Consider the following 18,601-nt stretch of genomic DNA (forward strand, 5'->3'; position numbering starts at 1 on the left):
GGGTACGGTGGGTTTTCCGGTGCGTGCGGGTGCGGGGCCGTATTTCGTCACGGATGGCGGGCGGTGCCGGGCACGAGGGCGGGCGTGCCGCGTGGGGGAGCACCGGCGGCGGGGGGCCAGTCCATGACGGACCACGGGTGCCGCAGTTCGCCCCTCGTCGTCACCTCGTGGGGCCGCATGGTCCCGAGCCCCCGTGCCGCGGCGTGGTGGGCGTAGGCACTGTCGACGTAGCGGTGCCCGGTGTCGGCGGCGAGGAAGACGTGCGTGCGGTCGGGGGCCCGCTCCCGCTCCCAGAGCGTCGCCAGGTACGCGGCGCCCGCGGAGAGGCCGGCGAAGATGCCGCCCGCGCGGAGGAGGGCGACGGCGCCGGACATGGCGTGGTCGAAGTTGACCCAGTGCACGCGGTCGTACAGGTCGTGCCGGACGTTCCGGAACGGGATGGAGCTGCCGATCCCCGCGATGATCATGTCCGGGTCGGAGACGTGCTCGGAGCCGAAGGTGACGCTGCCGAACGGCTGGACGCCGACGAGGGTCACGTCGCGGCCGGCCTCGCGCAGGTATGTGGCGATGGCGCCGGTGGACGCGCCGGTGCCGACGCCGCCGGCGAGCGAGAGGGGGCCCTCGGGGACTTCCTTGCGGATCAGGTCGGCGACGTCGCGGTAGCCGAGGTAGTGGACGGCGTCGTGGTACTGCCGCATCCAGTGGTAGTGCGGACGCTCGCGGAGCAGTTCGCCGATCCGCTGGACGCGGAGGTTCTGGTCGAGGCGGAGGTCCTTGGAGGGCCGTACCTGTTCCAGGGTCGCGCCGAGGACCTCCAACTGGACGCGGAGGGTGCGGTCCACGGTGGTCGAGCCGACGATGTGGCAGTTCAGGCCGTAGCGGTGGCAGGCCAGGGCGAGCGCGTGGGCGTAGATGCCGCTGGAGCTGTCGACGAGGGTGTCGCCGGGCTGGATCTGCCCGGTCTCCAGCAGGTGCCGTACCGCGCCGAGCGCGGAGTACAGCTTCATGGTCTCGAAGCGGAGGCAGATCGCGCCCGGCGGAACGGTGACGACGTCGGGTTCCTTGACGGCCTCGGCGATGTGTTCGTGCATGGCGTCCCCCTCCCGGTCAGGCGGTGTCGGCGCGGACGAACGTGAACAGGTACGCCTGGCAGTCGTCGCCCTCCCAGGTCCGGCGGTGGAGCACGGAGGGACGGAAGCCCGCGTCGATGCCGTGGCCGACGATCCGCTTCAGCTCGGAGGTGTTGGACACGACGAGGTGGATCTCGCCCTCCGGGGCGAGCAGGTCCCGGCCGGCGATCTGGTCGAAGAAGCGCAGGACGATCTCGGCGCCCACGCACACGTTCCGGACCACGGTGGGGTCGTCGCTCGTCCGGATGCTGACGGCGGGAGGGTTGAAGGTGATGACGTCCAGCCGCGCGGAGTCCGGGAACTCCTCGAAGAGGTGGGACACCAGCGGCCGGAAGACGGTGCCGGCCCGGTCCCCGACGATGCGCCCGTAGTGGGCGGCGGCGGTGGCCACGCTGTCCGGGTGGACGTCGGCCGCGTAGATCTCGCGGGCGCCGAGGGTGCCGGCGATGACGGCCTCGACGCCGAGGCCGACGCCCATCGCCGCGTAGGAGCGGCCCTTCACCGGGATCGTGCCGTCCAGGAGGCGGTCGTGGACGATGCGGCTGGTGTCGCCCGGCTCGAAGACGCCCGGCGGCAGGGTGAAGGACCAGCCGTTGTACGCGTACGTCCGCTCGGTGTGGACGTCGGACCCGGAGCCGCTGTTGACGGCCAGGATCTCGTCCCGGGGCAGCGTGTCGGGCAGGGAGTCCAGCAGCGCGCGCAGGTCGCTCCGGGACGTGGCGGTCCGGTCGGTCATGGATCCTCCGTGGGTCTGGGGAGAGATGAGGACGAGGGGCACGAACGGGCCGCGGCGCCGTCGGGGGCGTACCGCCGCTCCTTGGTCCGCACCGGGGGAGCACAGCTGAAGTGCCCTCTCCTGCCGCGCCGTTGTGCGGGGCGGCGGATGAGGAACCTGAGCAGCATGAAGCATAATGAAAATGATTGTCAACATCGGAATGACCCTCCGCGGCGAGGTGCCCGGGTGTCGAACCGCCCCCGCCGTGCATCCCTCGCGGCGGCTCCGATGAGGGCTGGTAGTGGTTATCGTTTTCATATAAGCTCCCGCTGTCATCCCGGACGGGAGCCCGTGCGGAACCGCCCCGCGGGGGTGCGGACCGGTGGGAGACGAGAAGGATTCCGGCCGGCCGAAGCCGCACGGCGGGACTTCCCCGCTCTCCGGCACGCCCCGCCTCTTCGGCCCGCCCCGAGTGGGTTCCCTCTCGCGGGTGGGTGCCGCCCGTCCCGTACGCCCGTCCCGTCCGCCCGTTCCGTACGATCCGGAAGGTCGATTCCCATGTCACCGCCAGCGATCGCCGCGCCGTCGGCGAGCAGCGCCGCCGACCCGTCGGCCGGCGAGCCCCTCCCCGAACCCCCGAGCGGTACGAGGGGTCTGCTCGCTTCCCGCAAGGGGCTGGTACTCGTCTGCGCCGCCCTCTTCGCCGTTCTCCTGGTCTCGATCGTGACGGCCATCGGCCTGGGGGCCGCCGTGATCACGCCGGGGGAGACCGCCCGGTACCTGTGGGCGGCCGTGAGCGGCGGCCGCGTCGCCGCGCACGAGGTGACCGCGTATCAGATCGTCTGGGAGATCCGTACGCCACGGGTGCTGCTCGCGGCCCTCGTGGGAGCCGGACTGAGCGCGGTCGGCGTGGCCGTCCAGGCCATGGTGCGCAACGCGCTCGCCGACCCCTTCGTCCTGGGCGTCTCCTCGGGAGCCTCCGCCGGTGCCGTGGCCGTCACCGTCACCGGAGGGCTGGCGGCGCTGGGCGTCTACGCGGTGTCGGCCGGAGCCTTCGCCGGAGCCCTGGCCGCGTCGGTCCTCGTCTACGCCGTCTCCGCGGGCCGGGGCGCGCTCTCGCCCCTGCGCCTCATCCTCACGGGCGTCGCCGTGTCGCTGGGCCTCCAGGCGGTGATGAGCCTGCTGATCTACTCCGCACCGGACGGCGAGGCGACCGGCATGGTCCTGTACTGGACCATGGGCGGCTTCGGCGCCGCGAGTTGGGGCGCGCTCCCGGTCGTGTCCGCGGTCGTCCTCCCCGGTCTCGTCGTGCTGTACCGGTACGGCCGGGCGCTGGACGTGCTGGCCCTCGGGGACGAGACCGCCGCGAGCCTCGGCATCGACCCCGACCGGCACCGCAAGGCCCTGCTCGCCCTCGTCTCGCTCATGACGGGCGTGATGGTCGCCGTCAGCGGCGCCGTCGCCTTCGTCGGACTGGTCGTGCCCCATGTGGTGCGCATGGTCGTCGGCGCCACGCACGCGCGCGTGCTGGCCGTCGCGCCGCCGGCCGGAGCGGTCTTCATGGTCGGGGTCGACCTGGTGTCCCGGACTCTGATGGCGCCCCGCGAACTGCCCCTGGGCGTCATCACCGCCCTCGTCGGGGTCCCGGTGTTCCTCACGCTGATGCGCCGCAGGGCCTACCTGTTCGGGGGGAGTTGAGATGGAACTCGGACTCGAAGGGCTCTCCGTGGTCACCGACGGCAGGAGCCTGGTGCGCGACCTGTCCCTGACCGTGGGGACCGGCCAGGTCGTGGGCCTGGTCGGCCCCAACGGCAGCGGCAAGTCCACCGCCCTCAGATGCGTCTACCGCGCCCTGCGCCCCAGCACCGGCACCGTGCGGGTGGGCGGCGAGGACCTGTCCCGGCTGACGGCGCGCCGCTCCGCGCGACTCGTCGCGGCCATGGTCCAGGACGGCGCCGTCGACGTCGACTTCACGGTCGAGGAGGCCGTCGCACTCGGGCGCGCGCCGCACCTCCGGGGCAACCGGGCGCTCGGCCGCCGGGAACGGGACCTGTGCGCACGCGCGATGGACCGGCTCGGCATCCGCCACCTCGCCCGGCGCGGAGTCCTGACGCTCTCGGGCGGAGAGCGCCAGCGCGTCCTGCTGGCCCGGGCGCTCGTCCAGGAGCCCGCGATCCTGGTGCTGGACGAGCCGACCAACCACCTCGACGTACACCACCAGGTCGAACTGCTCTCGCTCCTGCGGGACTCGGGACTCACCGTCCTGATCGTGCTGCACGACCTCAACCTCGCCGCGGCCGCCTGCGACCGCCTCGGGGTCCTCCACGACGGCCGCCTCGTCACCGCCGGCACGCCCGAGGCCGTCCTCACCACGGACCTCGTGCACGAGGTCTTCGGCGTCAGGGCCGCCGTCGTGTCCCACCCGCTGACGGGTGACCCCCAGCTGCTGTACTCGCTCGCTCCCTCCCCGTGAAAGGCACCACCAGCATGGATGTGACCCGAACCCCCCGCCCGGCGCGCCGGCGCACCGCCCTCGGCACCGCGCTCGCGGCCGCCCTGCTGCTCGGCGGCTGCGGAGCCCAAGTGGAGACGGACGCCGACGCGTCCGGGAAGGTCTCCGTCAAGAGGTGCGGCGAGCCGGTCTCCTACACGCTTCCCCGGCGCGCCGTGGCGTACGAGGGCGGAAGCGCCGACAAGCTGTTCAGCCTCGGACTGGCCGACCACGTGTACGGCTACGTGATGCCGCCCGCGAACCCGCCGGTGGAGGAGTCCCCGTGGGCCGCCGACTACGCCAAGGTGAAGATGCTCAGCGACGACCTCCTCAACAAGGAGATCGTGGTCGAGGCCGAGGCCGACTTCGTCCTGGCCGGCTGGAACTCGGGCTTCAAGGACGAGCGGGGCATCACCCCGGAGATCCTGGACCGGCTCGGCATCCAGAGCTTCATGCACGCCGAGAGCTGCTTCAACTACCCCGGGTACCCGGAGAGGCTCACCCCCTTCGAAGCGCTCTACACCGACCTCGACCGGCTGGGCGCGATCTTCCGGGTCGAGGAGAAGGCGGCGGAGGTCGTCGCGGGGCTGAAGAAGCGGGTGGAGGCCGTCAGGGCGAAGGCGCCCGGGGGCACCCCGGTCCCGGTCTTCCTCTACGACTCGGGCACCGACCGGCCCTTCACCGCGGGCAGCCAGGTGCCGCCCAACGACATCATCAAGACCGCCGGCGGCAGGAACGTCTTCGACGGCCTCGACCAGCGATGGACACAGGTGAACTGGGAGGCCGTCGCCGAGGCGGAGCCGGAGGTCGTCGTGATCCTCGACTACGGGGACCTGTCCGCACAGAAGAAGATCGACTTCCTGCGGACGTCCCCCCGCACGAAGGGGCTGCCCGCCGTCAGGAAGAACAACTTCTTCGTCCTCGACTACAACGAGGGCATCAGCGGGCCGCGCACCATCGACGGCCTGGAGAAGTTCGCGGAGTACCTGCGCGGGATCGAGCGCTGACGGGACGGCCGGGCATCGGCCGCACGTCGGTCCTCGCGCGTGGAGCGAACGGTGACGAGGCCGGGGGCCGTCGCGGTAGGCCAGGGGGACGCCGGGCCCCAGGGCCCCTTGGCCTGCCAGGGCCTCGACGGCTTCGCGTATGCAGCGGTGGACGGTCGCGATCCCGACAACGAACCCGGCGGCCGGATGGGGCTCCCCGTGGTTAGGGTTCTGTTCGGCGGGCCGGCGACGTCATTCGGAGTGGGGGGAACGGGAGTATGGGCGAGGTTGGACTGGGCTTTCGCCTCAGATCGGCGGTTTGCGCGGGGGACGCCGAGGCAGTGCGGGACCTGTTGGATCGGGGCGCGGATCCGGACACGGTGGACGCGGACGGGCTTCCGGTGCTGTGCGGGGCCGTGGCGGCATATGACGCGCCGGTCGCCGAAGCGTTGGTGGAGGCAGGCGCGGACCCTGACCGGGCGCTGCCGGACGGGACCACACCGCTGTGGCGCGCCGTCGACGGAGGCTCCCTGGCGGTCTTCTCCGCGGTGCTGGGCAATGAGCCCCGCCTGCGGCTTTCGGAAGCAGCCCGTGAAGAACTTCTCGCCTTGGCCCGGGGCTGGTACGAGACGGGTGAGGCCGAGGAACTACGGCGCAGGACGGGCGCGCCGGGACCGGCCGCGTCGGTACGAGTTCAGGACGGCGAATACCACTGGGTAGACCAGGTCTCGCTCGGCGGCCTCGTCGTACGGGCCGGGCACGGTGCCATCCTCACCTCGCTGGAGTGGGCCTTCCGCATCCTGCCCCCCGTCGATGAACTGATCGATCGTGCTGTCGAGCCGCCCCACGAGGACCATGTGAACTGGTCGGCGGTCCGTTGGACCCTCACCCTGCGCCGCAGCTTCGAGACCTGGTCGGCCGTGGTGGCCCATCGCCACGGCCCCGACCTGGCGCATCGCCGGTTCGTAGTGGATTACTTGAGAATACGGGGGCTTGTAGACACCAGCCCCTACTACGCGAAGAAGGAGAGCGAACTCCTGGCCGGCTGGGCGGCCGAGGAGACGGAGAGCGAGATACTCGCGAAGGTGCTCGACGCCTTCACCGAGTACGACCATCCGGACCAGGAGGCCATCGGTCTGCGCTACGCCGGCCATCCCGACCCGCGCGTACGCCGCGAAGTGCCCTGCGCCCTCTCCGCGGACTCCGATTCCCTCAGCTCTGCGGCCAAGACAGCCCTGCTCACCCTCTTGCGCGACCAGGACGCCGAAGTGCGGCTCAGGGCGTGCACGGCGAGCATGCGGGACGACGACCTCCTCCCGGAGGCCATCCCGGCGCTGCTGGTGCTGACCGAGGACCCGGACGCCGACGTGCGGAGCGCGGCCGCGGCGGCGCTTTCCGGCTCCCGGGACCATACGCTCGCCGTCGCCGACGCCCTGGCGGCGTTGCTCGACGAGGACAGCCAATCCGTACGGGTGGAAGCCGCCTACGGTCTCGCCCTACGCGACGACCCGCGCACCGCCGAGGCGATCGAGAAGGTGGGGCCTCTTGGCGAAGGCTTTGAGCACGACCACCGCGTCGACGAACTCTGGCGGTGGAGGTGGCGGAAGGAGAACTCGCCTGCCGAATGACGACCGGTCAGCGTGCGCACCGGCCTTATACGCGAAGCCGTCGAGGCCCTGGCAGGTCTTGGCCCGTCCCTGGCCGGGGCGATCCGGACGGTCCGGGAGAAGGACGTTCGTCATCCTCGCCGAAGCGGGCCCAGATGCCGGGCGGACAAGGCGTACCAAGGCGCCGGCAGCCCTGTCCGCGTAGCCCGTCTGAACGCGGCGCCCGTGACCAGGCCGCTCGCGGCGGTCGGTACGAGCCCCGCGGGCCGGTGGGCGATCCTGCCCTTGGCCGCCGTCGGCCGCCTCCTCGGGGCGATTCGGTCCGTGCCCGGGCGCCTCAGTGCTTGAAGACGTCCTTGGCCTTCTCCTTGGCGTCGCGCGCGTCGCCCTTGGCCTGCTCGGCGCGTCCCTCCGCCTCCACGCGCTCGTTCCCGGTCATCCGCCCCGCGGCCTCCTTCAGCTTGCCCTTGATCTGCTCGCCCTTGGCCTTCGACTTCTGCTCACCGGACACGAATCATCACTCCTTGTGCGTGCGGTCTTTCCTTCTGACGCGAGGGCGTCTTACCGGAAAGCGCGGCGGTAAACCCCGCTGAACACATCACGGGGAAATCGAGGATCGGTGGAATGGGACTCCGCGGCCGGGGCATGCGGACGCCAGGCGGGGAACGCACCGCCGAAAAGGAAAGACCGAAAGAAGAACGGAAAGAAGGAAGGCCGCTTTTTACGGGCCGTTCCTGTCTGCCGTGTCTACCGGAGGAGTTGTTTTCGCGTGACTGAGGACATGTGGAGCTACCGTTCGACCTCGGGCCACCTGGCCGGCACCGTGCTGACCGGATACAAGGTCGAGGCGACCGACGGCGGCATCGGCAAGGTGGACAAGCACTCCGACGAGGTCGGCGACGCCTATCTGGTCGTGGACACGGGGGTCTGGATCTTCGGCAAGGAGGTCCTGCTCCCCGCCTCGACCGTGGTCCGGATCGACCCCGACGAGCGGAAGGTCTACGTCGACCGGACCAAGGAACAGATCAAGGACGCCCCCGAGTTCCACCGCGAGAAGCACCTCGACGACACCGAGTACCGCCGCGAACTGGGCGGGTACTACGGAATGGGGGGTCCTTTCGGCGGCCGGATGATCTGACTACCGGATCTCCGGTGCCGCAGATCCGGTCCCGTCGCGGCGCGTGAGCCGGAGCGGTTCGGTTCCGGCGGGGTTGTGGGCCGGGACGGTACGTCTCCGGCGGCGCCCGCCTCCGGTCGCGGACCGGCTCCGGCGGGACGCGCGCTCCGCGAAAACTGGCCGGTGCGATCGGGCGGGCGAGGTTTGCGCCGGGCCGCTCCGGTGAGGCGTCTCCCATGCACGCTTCCGAGGAGAGCCGGCGGACCCCGGCCCGCCGCCCCGGCCTGTACCTCGTGCCCGACCCCGCGACCCCTCTCCCCCCGAGGGGCGCCGGTGAAGGACGGCCCTCCCCGTCCGGCCGCCCTGTTCCCCAGACCTTTCCCTACTCCACTTCCCTACCCCACTTCCCCCGTCCCGTTTCCCGGGACCCGTCCCTCGGAGGTCGTCGCACATGGTCCCCCTCCTGCTCGTTCTCCTGCTCGCCCTGCTGCTCTTCGGAGCCGGTTTCGCGCTCAAGGCGCTCTGGTGGATCGCCGTGATCGTGCTGGTCGTATGGCTGATCGGCTTCGTGGCCCGGTCCAAGGGAGGCTCGGCCCGCTGGTACCGCTGGTAGGCGGTGCCCCCCCCGCGCACACGCGGACGGGTCCGGTGCCCCCTCCGGATTCCGGAGGGGGCACCGGACCCGTCCGCGCGCGGACCGACAGCACCGAGTCGTCCTCCGCCTCGACCGGCGCGGGCCCCCTCCCGCCGCCCCGAAGGACCTGATGAAGGGGCCGACGGAAGGGATCCGGCACGAGAACGGTGTGGGAACCGCCGANCGACGGAAGGGATCCGGCACGAGAACGGTGTGGGAACCGCCGAGCGGGGAAAGGCGGAGTCCGAGGTGCGCAGGGTGCCCACCGAGCCGCACGAGGGAGCAGCAGGGCCATGACGGACGTGATCACCGCCGAGCGCGCGGTGCCGGACCCACCGCCGACGGCGGCCGTCGTCTGCGGCGGCGCCGACGGCGGCGCCATCGCGTCCGCCCGCGCCTTCACCGCCGGCTTCCTCCACGACGCGGCGGACGGCTGCCGCGAACCCGTCGCCGAGGACCGCGTCGAACTGGCGCAACTGGTGGTCAGCGAACTGGTCACCAACGCCCTCCGGCACACCGGAGGGCCCTGCCGGCTCCTCCTGGAGCTGGGCCCGCACGCCCTGGAGATCTCGGTCTTCGACCGGGGGACGGCCGTCCCCGTGGCCCGCGGACACGACCCCCGCCGCATAGGGCAGCACGGCGTCGAGATCGTCGTCGCCGTCTGCGGGAGCCTCACCGTGGAACCGGCCCCGGGAGGCAAACGGGTCCGCGCCAGGCTCCCGCTCCGGGACGACGGACCCCGCACCCCCGGCTCCACGAGGCCGCGCCCGCCCGGCCGGCCGACGCCCACGGACGGCTGACCGCCCCGGTCCCCGCCGGGGGCCCGGTGGGCCTCAGGACGGGCGGGCGGACGGCGGCGGGCGGAAGCAGACGACGACGTCCTTGCCGCGCGGGCAGGAGCGCGCCCGCCAATGGTCGGCGAGGGCGTCGATCAGGAGCATGCCGCGCCCGCCGAGGGCGTCGGCGCCGGGACGGCGCTGTTCGGGGACACGGGGCGAGCCGTCGTGCACGGTCACGTGCAGGCACTCCTCGTCCCACGTCAGGATCAACTGCGCGTCGCTGCGCGCGTGCACATGGGCGTTGGTGACCAGCTCCGAGACCGCCAGCACCACCGAGTCCACCAGGTCCGGTGCCGTACGGTCCCAGCCGAGCGCCGCCAGGTGCCCGGCCGTCCAGTCGCGCGCCGTCCTCACGTCGCCGCCGAGGGGCAGCGTCCGCGCCCATCCGACGGCCCGCAGGGAGGGATCCCGTTCCATGACTCTCCTCACTCCCCCTCGGAGCGGCCGGGGGGGGAAGGTTCCGTCTTCCCCCCGGCCTCCCGGAAATTCTCTCGAAGCGAACCGGCTTGCTCCCCGGACTCCGGGGTAGGCGGGCCCTCGTCGAGACATGGACACAGGCCCGGTAACCGGGGCGGACGCGAAAGGGGAGAGGCGTGACGGTCACCACGATGTCGGCCACCAACGTTGGGGTCGGGACGGGAGCGCTGCCGGCGGTCCCCGACCCGGCGGCGGTCGCCCCGAAGGACGCCCGGGCCCTGTCGAAGACCTTCTTCCGCCGGCTCGCGGTCCTGGAGGAGGGGACCCACGAGCACCAGTACGCGCGCAACACCCTCATCGAGATGAACATGAGCCTGGTCCGCTACGCGGCCGGGCGGTTCCGCCACCGCGCCGACGAGATGGAGGACATCGTCCAGGTCGGCATGATCGGCCTGATCAAGGCGATCGACCGCTTCGAGCTCTCCCGCGAGGTCGAGTTCACCACCTTCGCCGTGCCCTACATCGTCGGGGAGATCAAGCGGTTCTTCCGGGACACCTCCTGGGCGGTCCACGTCCCCCGCCGCCTCCAGGAGGCCCGGGTGGAACTGGCCAAGGCCACCGAGGAGCTGAGCACCCGGCTGGGCCGGATGCCGACGGACGGCGAACTGGCCGGGCTGATGAGCCTGAGCGAGGCGGAGGTCACCGAGGCGCGCCTGGCCTCCAACGGCTACAACTCCTCCTCCCTCGACGCCGCGCTGACCGGCGACGGCGAGGACGGCGACGCCTCCCTGGCCGACTTCATCGGCGGCGAAGACCCGGGCATGGAACTCGTCGAGGACTTCCACGCCCTGGCGCCCCTCATCGCCGGCCTCGACGAGCGGGACCGGCGGATCATCCACCTGAGGTTCGTCGAGGAGCTCACCCAGGCCCAGATCGGCGAACGGCTGGGCTGCTCGCAGATGCACGTCTCGCGCCTGCTCTCGCGCACCCTGAGGCAGCTCCGCAAGGGCATGCTCGCCGTCTCCTGAGCCGCCGTCGCGGGTGGTGGCGTGCCGGGGCCGTACGACCCCGGCACGCCGGTCCCGCGGGGACGGCTCAGGGGCCGATCGAGCCCAGCGGGGAGCACTCCTGTTCCTTCTGGCTGGGGATCGCGCCGCAGACCGTGATGGTCTCCCACGTGGCGTCCGGGGCCACCGCCAGCATGCGGGTGTAGGTGTCGTGCTCCATGCGGATCGTGGCCTCGTCGGACGAGCTGCGCTTGTCCCTGATCACGACCGTGTCCCCGACGTCGCCGTTCTCTATCCGGCCCCAGACCGCCTGGCACGCCTCGCTGTAGCGCAGTTGGATGCTCATGCCGCGCAGGAAGGTCTGCCGCACCGTGGTGGCGTCCCACTGGCAGTCCTCCGCCTGCGGTTCGCGGTGCATGCAGGTGTCGCTCTTGCAGCCGACCTTGACCGGCTTGCCCGGACGGGGCTGGGAGGGCGAGCCCGCCGGTGCGTCCTTCGCCCCGGAGGCGTTCGCTCCGGCGGTGTTCGCCCCCACGGTGGCCGTTCCGTCCGGGGTGACGAGCGAGAGCGTCAGCAGGCTGCCCAGCAGGCCGCCCGCCACCACGCCGACCGCCGTGGTGACGATCTGGATCCGGGTCAGCCGCCGGGTGGGAACGGGGCCGTCCGGCACGGGGGCCGAGGAGGCTCCGACCGTTTCCACGGGCGGCCGGATCTCGGCCGCCGGATGGTCCTCGGGCGCGGGTCCCGCCCCCGCTCCGGGCTGTTTCTGGGGCGATGCCTCCTCGCGGGCCACGGCCAGGTCGAGGAGGGCCAGCAGATCCGAGGGATCCGTCCTGGCCGCCGCCGCGAACTCCTCCACCGCGACGCGGGACGGAAGTTGTTTGCCGTTGAGGAACCGCTCCCAGGAGGAGCGGCTGTAATGCGTTCTGTCGGCCAGCCGACTGTAGCTGAGCTGCGAGACGTCCTTGATCCGGCGCATCTCGGTGAAGAAGGCGCCTCTCGGATCGTGGGCGTTCTCAGCCGCTTGTGGTCCCCCTGCCATGATGCAACTCCCCCTGTTTTAGGCCAAGTCCACCCCTTGGCCTAGACCGGTGAAGAATACCAGCCACGGCTTCGGCCGGATCATGACAACGACCTTTCCGGAGCCCCTTCCCGGGGCCGTCCCCCGACCCCGGCGCCGGGCGGGTCAGGAGAGCAGCCGGCTCCAGGTCAGGGCGTCCACGACGCCGTCCCGGGGCAGCCCCCGGGACTCCTGGAACTCCCTCGTCCGCTCCGCGGTCCCGGGCCCGAACACCCCGTCCGCCGTCGTCGCGAAACCGAGGCCGGACAGCCTGCTCTGCACCGCCCTCACCGCCTCGCCGCCCGCGCCCTCGCCGACCGGCGCGCACAGCTGGTTCCAGGTCTGGTTCCCCGCGATCCCGTCGACGCCCGCCCCGATCTGCTGCTGGAAGGCGCGCACCGCGCCGTCGGTCGCGGGCCCGAAGGAGCCGTCCGGCGTGATCGCCGCACCGCGCTGCACCAGCAGGCACTGGAGGACCCGTACGCGCTCGTTCGCGTCGCCGACCCGCAGCACCGGCCACGCCGGGGCCGTGGGGTCGCCGCCGGTCCGCGCCGCCACGTCCGCGCGCAGCTGCGGCAGCAGGGCGTAGAGGCGGTCGCCGGGGCACTGGGTGTTGTTGAAGTCCCGGTGGCCGTAGATCTGGTAGGGGCGCAGCCCGTACTGGAGGCAGATCCGGACGCAGAGGTCGACGAGCCGCGCGTACTGCTCGGGGCGGGGCTCCTCGCTGATGTACGTGCCCTCGTTCTCGATGCCGATGGCCACCGTGTTCTGCCCGGTGCAGTGGGCCGCCTCGACCATCCGCGCGCCGCTGTCCAGGGCGGCCAGGCTCTCGTGCCGGCCCTCGGTCACGAACGCGCCCCGGCTGATGGTGAAGTGCTGCCCGGTGTCGATCCAGCCCTCCGTGTCCATCTGGTACGTCTGCATCGCGCGGGCCAGCGCGAACGCGCGATCCTGCCCGTACTGGACCGTGTTGGCGGTCGCCGTGTGGTGCACGATGATCTTCTGCGGACGGGCCGCGAGCACCTTCACGGGGCTCTTCGGCGGCCGCGCGCCCCAGACGTCGCAGCCGGAGACCGGCACCCCCTCGGCGGCCCACGACCGCCCGGGCGCCGCACCCAGCGCGGTCAGCGCCGCCCCGAGGGAGAGCGCCCCCGTGAGCAGGGAGCGGCGGCGGAGCGGTCGTACCGGAGACATGGTCATGAGAGTCCGTTTCGTCGAGGAGTCGCTCGCGCACCGTAGGAATCCGCGGGGTCCCGGAACAAGGCGAAAGGGGCGTCCCGGCGTCCCGTGCCGTCCCACGGGACCGTGGGACACCGGGCGGGGCGCCGTCACCGGCACGCTCTCACACCCCGGGGGCGTACCGGCGGACCGACGCGGGCGCCGGAGCGGGACGTCCGCGGCCGGGTGCCCCGGGCCGTCCGGACCGGGCCCGGGCACGCGGGCGGGCCCCGGTGGTCACCGGGGCCCGCGTCCTCGTCCGGCGCCTACGGCGTCGTGTTCGTCTTGAAGACGGAGTACAGGTCGTCGCAGTGGAAGACCTCGGTCGGGCGGAAGGAGGGTCCGTCGCCGATCAGCGGTACGGGCGGGGCGACGGCCCAGGGGTTGCCCCCGCTGCCGCGCTCCGTCACGTCGCAGATGCCGTAGGCGTTCCCGAGCAGGGAGCTGGCGAGGGGGATGTTGGAGAAGTTCTCCCAGTTCCCCTTGCGGATCGGCGCGTTCGACGGCCTGCCGAGGTTGTCGGTCATCCGGTCGTCGACGTACAGGTACAGGTCCGGCATGTAGCTCTGGTAGACGATGCCGTTGGACGGGGTGGCGTCGCGGTTGTTCGCGAGGTGGGTCGACTTGACGCTGCCGTCCACGCAGAACGCCGCCGCGATCTCCTGCCAGATCGGCGGGGCGTTGCCGATCTGGCTTCCGTAGGTGTTCACTTCGCCGTCGTTCTTGAAGAACAGGGAGTAGGCGTCGCCGGCGAAGTCCCTGACGGCCTGGTTCGTCCGGGGGTCGGCCTTGATCGTGTCCACCCACGCCTTGACGTTGTCGTTGACGTACGTGTTGGCGACCATCGGCCGGTAGCCGTGCACGCCGCCGCCCACCGCGCGGAAGTCCACGCAGGTGTTGTCGGAGTTGAGGCGCCCGGAGCGCAGGTGCGGGAAGTACGCCTGGCCCGGGGTGTTGCCGTTGGCGAAGGGCTGCGACCGCAGGGTCCGGCCGTACTCCAGGGCGTCCTGGGTTGTGTAGTCGATGTACGGCGTCCGGATGCCGTAGTCCGCCTCGATCGCCTTCATCATGTCGGTCAGGAAGTGCGGCAGGTGGGCGTTGCCGACCCGGACGCGGTAGCCGGTGGACTCGCTGCCGGGAACGATCTTCCCGGTGCTGTCGTCGACGAGGAAGCTGACGTCCACCTCGCTCTTGATCTTGTAGCTGTCCTCGTTCGCCAGGGCCACGGAGGCGGGCTGGGACGGGTCGGGACGCAGGTTGGACATGGCCATCCAGACCGGGATCGACATGTCGGGCGCCGAACCGTCCCCGCGCGGACCGTAGCCGCCGGCCTCGATCTGCTGGCGCCACCGCGCGGCGATGTCCCAGGTCTGCTGGCCGCTGCACCCGCTGTCCGGGGTGGGCGTGAAGCAGCGGGGCGCCGCGGAGATGCCCTCCTTGGTCTTCTCGGGGTCGTCCCACTTCGGGCCCCGGTAGGCGTGTCCCAGGCCCCAGTGGTAGAGGGTGGTCATGGTGCGCAGCGGGGTGTGGACCAGCCACGGCATGTTGGAGTTGAGGTCCTGGTTCGGGTCGAAGATCGCCGCGGCGGTCAGGGACCGCTCGACGAGCCGGGCGCTGACCGGCTGGACCGCGATGGCGTCGAAGGCGATGTCCTCGTCACCGGTGCCGTCCGGGGTGATCGTGGACAGCGAGACCTTCGGCCTGCCGTTGAACATGTAGGCGCCGAGGGGGACCCAGCGGTTCTTGGTGCCCTTCTGGTCGAGCACCCGGGTCCGCTCGCCCTTGGACGTGTACACGGTGTACTGGGCGTTCCGCGTCTGCGCCCCGTGGTCCGGCAGGTGCACCCAGATCCTGGCGGGGCCGTTCACGTTCGAGTTCAGCGTCCAGGTGCCCGTCGTCTTCAGCCGCTGGCCCTTGAGGTCGTCCTTGCGGGTGTGGCCGAAGTAGAAGTGGCCGCCGAAGCCCGCGCCGAGCTGGTGCAGGTCCACCTTGGCGGGCCAGTTGGTGCCGCAGAGCGGGCAGTCCGTCTCGCCGTTGCCGAAGTCGAAGGTGAAGGTGCCCTCGTTGGTCCAGGCGCTGTTGGGGCAGTCGGGCCTGATCGACCGGGTGTTGGGGGGCACGTCGTCGATGACGATGGCGCCGCTGGGCAGCCCGCCGGTCGAGGTGGTGCAGACGGGCGGGTAGGCGGTGCCGTCCGGCTCCTCGGCCCAGGTCTCGGGGAAGCGGATGAACTCGTTGCCGCAGGAGTAGGAGCAGTCGCTCTTCCACTGCACCGGCTCGTGCCACCAGCACTTGTAGTCGGGGTGGCCGCACGGCCCGGCGTTGGGGTCGTTCTTGGCGCCGTCACCGATCTTGTCCGGGGCGCACTGGTTGGCCGGGGAGCAGAACAGCGCCTCCGGGGGCTTCACCAGCGCGCGGTTCCGCTTCGCCGAACCGGCGGCGGCGACGTCGTCCGGCGTGCCGTTCCACCAGGCGGGCCGGAAGGCGGCGACCATGGTGTTCGGGGACTCCAGGTACGACGGCGGGTGCGCGGCGAAGCCGAGGACCTTCTCCTGGTAGGGCCAGTCCTGCGGATGGGCGGCGTCGGCCGCCTCCTCGCCGCCGGCCATGTTCTCCATGAAGGGCGAACGGCCCGCGTCCCACTCGGGGTTGGCGGGATTGTTGGCCCAGCCGACGCCCCACGGGCCCGAGCCGGTGTTCTCGTAGAAGCCGGAGTTGTACGCCCAGAGGGCGAAGGTCCAGTTCTCCAGCCGGGCGGGGTCGCCGTCGTTGACGACCAGCCCGGCGCGGCGAGTGGTGTTCCACTTGTCGACGAGGATCTGGAGACCGGCGGCGACGTTCGCGGTGTAGTCGAGCGCGACGGCCCGCTGCTTCTGGTAGTCCCAGGCGTCACCGCCCTTGCCGCCCTCGCGGCCGGCCATCCGCATGTGGTCGGTGACCTGGGTGATGCCGTAACCGCAGTCGGCCTTGGCCCAGTTGACGTCCCAGTCGTTGACGTCGTCCCCGTCGTACAGGTCGATGCCGTAGTAGTTGCCGATCAGCGGGTTCGCCGTGACGCCGGGGACGGCGACGCGGGACGCCTGCCACATGTTGGACTCCTGCGCGGTGACGCCCAGCAGCACCTGCGCGGGAACCCTGCCGCCGCCGTCGAGGGCGGGGTTCAGGAAGAGGGTCTGCGGCTGGTACGCCGGCATCTCCAGGTTCTTCCAGTTGGCCGGGCGGCTGATGTGCGTGTTCAGGAGGCCGCGGACCGCCATGTTCACCGCCCACTCGACCTGGCGCGGCTTGGGCTGCATGGCCTGGTTGCGGGGGTCGTTGCGCGGGACGGAGCAGATGCGCTCGGACTCCACGATCTCGTCACGGGTGCCGGTGGAGGCGAGGGCCTGGGCGGCGGTCGCGGTGGTACCGGTCGAGGCCGTGGTGGCGGCGGTGGTCCTCGCCGCCGCGGCCTTCGTGCCGGTGGCCTTCGTGCCGGTGGCCTTCGTGCCGGTGGCCTTCGTGCCCGTGCTTCCCGTGGCTCCGGTCGAGGGCTTGGCGGCGGAGGGCGACTCCAGGACCGGGGAGCGCCGGTCGCCCTCGTCGATGCGGGCGCCGACGCGCCGGCCCGGCGCCACCTCGAAGGAGGCGGCCCGTCCGCTGTCCAGGGCGGTCAGCTTCACCGCGACCGGGCGGGCGCCGTCGGAATCGGCGGAACCGACCACCTGGCCCTGGCCGTCGGCCCAGCGGGTCTCGGTCAGCGCGGCCTCGCCGAGCGTCGACGCCCGCGTGGCGCGCGGGACCGGACCGAGGGTCTTGAACGTCCTCGGCAGCCGTACCCCCGCGACGCGCCGGGCGGCCGTGCCGGTGAGGAAGACGGTGCCGGCCGCGCTGCGGGTCAGGCCGGTGTCGGCCGGCGGACCCTCGGCGAGCAGCGTGGCCGTGGTGCGGCGGGCGTCCGCCGCGGCGATCCCGGCGGCGCTGATCCGCTTGGCCCGGGTCTTCTCGGCCTTCCCGCCAGTCTTCTTCCCGGCCTTCTTGCCGGCCTTGCCCGGCGCCTTGTCGAGTGCCTTGTCGAGGAAGACGATGCCGCCGTCGGCGTCGGGCGTCAGCCGGTACGGGACGCCGTCCGTCCTCAGCAGCGAGGTGCGGGCGCCCTTGGCGTCGATCCGGACCAGTTCGCCGCCGGACGCGCCGACGACGGTCCCGTCCTTCGCCGGTACGGACGAGGTGACCTGGCCCGCCGTCTCGATCGGCCGCGACAGGCGGCCGGTGGCCGCGTCCAGGGTGAACAGCCGCGTGGCCGCCTTGTCCTCGCCGCCCGACTGCGTCAGCACCGCCTTCTCGTCGACGCCGCAGCCCGGGTTGTAGTGCGACAGGGACGCCTGGAGGTCCAGCTTGGTCACCGCGCCGGTGGTCAGGTCGACGACGGCGGTGAAGCCGCCCCGGGCCATCAGCTGCGGCTCGTTCGTGAACGTCCGGGGGGCGTAGACCACCACGGCGCGCTCGCCCGAGCCCGTCACGCAGGCGTTGCCGATCCACGAGTCGGTGTCGAAACCCGGCTCGGACAGCGTCGCGGTCGTCTGCCAGGCGTAGCCGTCGCGCTCCCGCGCGGTGAGGAGGTGGAACCCCTGGGCGTCGCCGCTGGTCGTCCAGGCCAGGTCGCCGGACCGGCGGTAGTCCGCGCCCAGGACGGCGGTGCGCTGCGCGTCCGGTACGGCCTCCGGTCCGCCCCGCTCGGCCGAGGACAGAGCCGCCTCCGGTGACCCCTCGGGCGGGCCGGACGGGGCGTCGGCCCGGGCCGCGACCGGTATGAGCCCTCCCAGGACGATGCTCGCGGCCAGTGCCGCCAAGGGCACCCGCGCGTTTCTTCTTCTTCTCAACACGATTCCTTCGGATGAACAGTCGGCATGAAAGGCGACGGGCGATTGCCGCCGCGTCATCGCCGGACCATTCAAGAGCCGAACGGGGAAGCGGGAAGGGAATCTGACGTCCCGTCTCGTCCCACGGGACCCCCGGGATTCCCGGGAACACCGGGACGGGACGGGGGAAGGCGGGGCGGGACGAGCCGGGACCGGAAAAAGAATCCGTACGACCGCCGGAAAGGGAAGGAAAAGAGAGGAACGGGACCGCGGAAAGGGGCGGGGCGCCGACAGGGTGGTGTCGGCGCCCCGCCCCTTTCTCCGTACGTCTCGGGAAACGGCTCACTCACCGGCGAGCGTGGCCTCCGCGACGCGGACCACCCGGTCCAGGGAGCGCCGGTCCGCCTTCAACCGCGCGGCGTTGTCCCGTATGTACCCCTCCTGGATACGGCTCTCGGCCGTGAACCAGACCCGGGTGACCTGGTGTTCTTCCCGGCAGGCGAGGTCGGCCAGTGCGGTGTCGATCTCCTGTTGGGAGACGC

At 71.8% G+C, this 18,601-nt stretch carries 15 protein-coding genes and 1 pseudogene; 8 read left to right on the forward strand and 8 right to left on the reverse strand.

All coding sequences use genetic code 11. The annotated features are described in order from the left end of the window. Positions 1-47: 47 nt before the first annotated feature. Together IE219_RS10840 and IE219_RS10845 are read right to left on the reverse strand one after the other, a co-directional pair. Positions 48-1,091, reverse strand: coding sequence for a pyridoxal-phosphate dependent enzyme (locus IE219_RS10840; RefSeq protein ID WP_189976377.1), 1,044 nt, complete (start codon positions 1,089-1,091; stop codon positions 48-50). Between the two features lie 16 nt (positions 1,092-1,107). Then, the gene (locus IE219_RS10845) at positions 1,108-1,866 is read right to left on the reverse strand and encodes a class I SAM-dependent methyltransferase (protein ID WP_189976378.1); all 759 of its coding nucleotides are present in this window, start codon (positions 1,864-1,866) and stop codon (positions 1,108-1,110) included. Between the two features lie 537 nt (positions 1,867-2,403). Between IE219_RS10845 and IE219_RS10850 the strand changes: the two genes are divergently transcribed. The 4 genes from IE219_RS10850 (at position 2,404) to IE219_RS10865 (ending at position 6,950) form a co-directional block, all read left to right on the forward strand. After that, positions 2,404-3,543 carry a FecCD family ABC transporter permease gene (locus tag IE219_RS10850; protein WP_189976379.1) on the forward strand — a complete coding sequence of 380 codons (1,140 nt, stop codon included), beginning with the start codon at positions 2,404-2,406 and terminating at the stop codon, positions 3,541-3,543. 1 nt (position 3,544) lies between these two features. Continuing rightward, the gene (locus IE219_RS10855) at positions 3,545-4,318 is read left to right on the forward strand and encodes an ABC transporter ATP-binding protein (protein ID WP_189976380.1); all 774 of its coding nucleotides are present in this window, start codon (positions 3,545-3,547) and stop codon (positions 4,316-4,318) included. 14 nt (positions 4,319-4,332) lie between these two features. Continuing rightward, on the forward strand, positions 4,333-5,343 hold the full coding sequence (locus tag IE219_RS10860; RefSeq protein WP_189976381.1) for an ABC transporter substrate-binding protein: 1,011 nt from the start codon (positions 4,333-4,335) through the stop codon (positions 5,341-5,343). Positions 5,344-5,600: 257 nt separating this feature from the next. After that, complete coding sequence (locus IE219_RS10865) at positions 5,601-6,950, forward strand: ankyrin repeat domain-containing protein (RefSeq protein WP_189976382.1); 1,350 nt, start codon at positions 5,601-5,603, stop codon at positions 6,948-6,950. Between the two features lie 316 nt (positions 6,951-7,266). Here the strand turns inward: IE219_RS10865 and IE219_RS10870 are convergent, their stop codons facing one another. Continuing rightward, a complete protein-coding gene (locus IE219_RS10870) occupies positions 7,267-7,440 on the reverse strand; it encodes a CsbD family protein (protein ID WP_189976383.1) in 174 nt (57 codons plus the stop codon). 258 nt (positions 7,441-7,698) lie between these two features. Between IE219_RS10870 and IE219_RS10875 the strand changes: the two genes are divergently transcribed. The 3 genes from IE219_RS10875 (at position 7,699) to IE219_RS10885 (ending at position 9,480) form a co-directional block, all read left to right on the forward strand. After that, positions 7,699-8,067 carry a PRC-barrel domain containing protein gene (locus IE219_RS10875; RefSeq protein ID WP_189976384.1) on the forward strand — a complete coding sequence of 123 codons (369 nt, stop codon included), beginning with the start codon at positions 7,699-7,701 and terminating at the stop codon, positions 8,065-8,067. A 430-nt stretch (positions 8,068-8,497) separates the two neighbouring features. Further along, positions 8,498-8,659, forward strand: a complete 162-nt coding sequence (locus IE219_RS10880; RefSeq protein ID WP_189976385.1) for a DUF5670 family protein — start codon at positions 8,498-8,500, stop codon at positions 8,657-8,659. A 314-nt stretch (positions 8,660-8,973) separates the two neighbouring features. After that, positions 8,974-9,480 carry an ATP-binding protein gene (locus tag IE219_RS10885; protein ID WP_229849700.1) on the forward strand — a complete coding sequence of 169 codons (507 nt, stop codon included), beginning with the start codon at positions 8,974-8,976 and terminating at the stop codon, positions 9,478-9,480. 33 nt (positions 9,481-9,513) lie between these two features. Here the strand turns inward: IE219_RS10885 and IE219_RS10890 are convergent, their stop codons facing one another. Further along, on the reverse strand, positions 9,514-9,936 hold the full coding sequence (locus IE219_RS10890; protein ID WP_189976386.1) for an ATP-binding protein: 423 nt from the start codon (positions 9,934-9,936) through the stop codon (positions 9,514-9,516). Positions 9,937-10,112: 176 nt separating this feature from the next. Between IE219_RS10890 and IE219_RS10895 the strand changes: the two genes are divergently transcribed. After that, the gene (locus tag IE219_RS10895) at positions 10,113-10,964 is read left to right on the forward strand and encodes an RNA polymerase sigma factor SigF (protein ID WP_229849701.1); all 852 of its coding nucleotides are present in this window, start codon (positions 10,113-10,115) and stop codon (positions 10,962-10,964) included. A gap of 67 nt (positions 10,965-11,031) precedes the next feature. Here the strand turns inward: IE219_RS10895 and IE219_RS10900 are convergent, their stop codons facing one another. From IE219_RS10900 to IE219_RS10915, 4 genes and pseudogenes are all read right to left on the reverse strand, one after another. Then, complete coding sequence (locus tag IE219_RS10900) at positions 11,032-11,985, reverse strand: DUF2690 domain-containing protein (protein WP_189976387.1); 954 nt, start codon at positions 11,983-11,985, stop codon at positions 11,032-11,034. 144 nt (positions 11,986-12,129) lie between these two features. Next, positions 12,130-13,197 (reverse strand): peptidoglycan recognition protein family protein, encoded by a 1,068-nt coding sequence (locus tag IE219_RS10905; protein WP_229849702.1) that lies wholly within the window; start codon positions 13,195-13,197, stop codon positions 12,130-12,132. 290 nt (positions 13,198-13,487) lie between these two features. Further along, the gene (locus IE219_RS10910) at positions 13,488-18,056 is read right to left on the reverse strand and encodes a golvesin C-terminal-like domain-containing protein (RefSeq protein WP_189976389.1); all 4,569 of its coding nucleotides are present in this window, start codon (positions 18,054-18,056) and stop codon (positions 13,488-13,490) included. A gap of 345 nt (positions 18,057-18,401) precedes the next feature. Next, a pseudogene (locus IE219_RS10915) lies at positions 18,402-18,601 on the reverse strand (hypothetical protein); the annotation flags it as partial.

The organism is Streptomyces termitum, assembly GCF_014650175.1.
Taxonomy (GTDB): Bacteria; Actinomycetota; Actinomycetes; order Streptomycetales; family Streptomycetaceae; genus Streptomyces; species Streptomyces termitum.